Source organism: Xenorhabdus indica, from assembly GCF_014467235.1.
GTDB classification, from domain to species: domain Bacteria; phylum Pseudomonadota; class Gammaproteobacteria; order Enterobacterales; family Enterobacteriaceae; genus Xenorhabdus; species Xenorhabdus indica.
The window spans coordinates 1-1227 of sequence record NZ_NKHP01000081.1 but is presented as its reverse complement, the minus strand read 5'-3'; the positions used below and the strand labels follow the sequence as shown (position 1 = coordinate 1227).

The 1227-nt window shown below is 39.3% G+C and carries 4 protein-coding genes; all 4 read right to left on the bottom strand.

Annotated features, from left to right (window positions below; genetic code table 11):
- Positions 1–66: 66 nt before the first annotated feature.
- Positions 67–288 (bottom strand): hypothetical protein, encoded by a 222-nt coding sequence (locus tag Xind_RS19535; RefSeq protein ID WP_187650941.1) that lies wholly within the window; start codon positions 286–288, stop codon positions 67–69.
- 2 nt (positions 289–290) lie between these two features.
- Complete coding sequence (locus tag Xind_RS19530; RefSeq protein WP_187650940.1) at positions 291–677, bottom strand: hypothetical protein; 387 nt, start codon at positions 675–677, stop codon at positions 291–293.
- 47 nt (positions 678–724) lie between these two features.
- Positions 725–991, bottom strand: coding sequence for a hypothetical protein (locus Xind_RS19525; RefSeq protein WP_187650939.1), 267 nt, complete (start codon positions 989–991; stop codon positions 725–727).
- Between the two features lie 55 nt (positions 992–1046).
- Positions 1047–1227 (bottom strand): hypothetical protein (locus Xind_RS20740; protein ID WP_222941872.1); only part of this gene is annotated, 181 nt, incomplete at its 5' end.

Sequence of the window (1227 nt, the reverse complement as noted above, 5' to 3'; positions counted from 1 at the left end):
TCCCACGGCTTATCGGTAATCTGAGCCAACCTTGCGTACTCAGACATTAAATCAGCGTGAATGTGTTTAGTCATCGTTATTCTCCAGTGGCATTGCACCGTCTTCTGGGTAATCAGTGCAATAGACACCCAGTTGTTCTATATAAAAACCGCCTTCGTCCTGAATCGCTAAATTAGTGCCAATAGTAAATTCTTCGCTTAATCTTATTTCTTCTACTTTCTCGTAAGAGATGCCTGCGAAATCACAAAGGCGCTGAATTTGTTGAATCGTTAATGTTATTTTATTCATTTTTATTCTCCTGTTGGCGGTTCTTGATTAATCTTGTTCCATTTTTCACTGAGAAAATGGGACATATAGGTTATTTCTCTACCGAAATGCGTTCTGATGGTAATCTGACCGCCGTCAATATTGGTTATGATGGCCTCTCCCCAATCCTCTGTTTTATGCGTTAACTTATCGCCAACATTAAAATTAAACTCGCGCGGGTGTTTCGGCATCGTTATTTCCCGAACATTTAACATTGCGTCAGCAGTTACATATGCCCATCGCGCTATATCGTCGCTGCCAAAAACACAACCCGCTTTGGTTGCATATAGATCGGTTGCGAGTGCCTGCATAGCCTTAGCCGCAAAATAATCTCTTAATGTTATTTCATCAGGTTTTTTATCATTCATCATTATTTTCCTATATTCAGGTAATAAAAAACCCCGCGTTGGCGAGGCTGTTATTTTTCTTTTACTAACTCAATTAATTCTAGCTGATATTCAGTTTCACCAACTGTAATTATCGTTGGTCTGTTCGCTTTATTATTATTGCCAACAATTAGTGATGCGGCATCTAATACTTGCTGAGTAACATCACGGCGAGCAATTGACATACACAAAACGTCAGGCATACCTTTTACTTTTCTTAACTTCCCCAAAAACGCTTTATTTGATAAATCAGATACTCTAATACTCAGAGCATCCAATGTTTTGTTGCTATTAGGCATATTACCCTCCAATTATCAACTCACCACAGCCCACTCGGAAATGAGCTGTAATTAGTTAATTGAGTGAAGACCATTTGCGATAATTCTTCCTAGCGAGCCAACATAGTTTGGTATAAAAACCCCTCGTTTCAGAGCGTGGGTCATAAGAAGTCGCCCTTTTACGATAATATTCGTAATCTTCTTTACATTCAGCGGCGAATTGCATTGGTGTAGTCATATCCATACCCTCAGAATTA

Coding starts and splice junctions, on each gene's coding strand:
- Xind_RS19535 (WP_187650941.1), bottom strand. CDS start 288: ATGAATAAAATAACATTAACGATTCAACAAATTCAGCGCCTTTGTGAT.
- Xind_RS19530 (WP_187650940.1), bottom strand. CDS start 677: ATGATGAATGATAAAAAACCTGATGAAATAACATTAAGAGATTATTTT.
- Xind_RS19525 (WP_187650939.1), bottom strand. CDS start 991: ATGCCTAATAGCAACAAAACATTGGATGCTCTGAGTATTAGAGTATCT.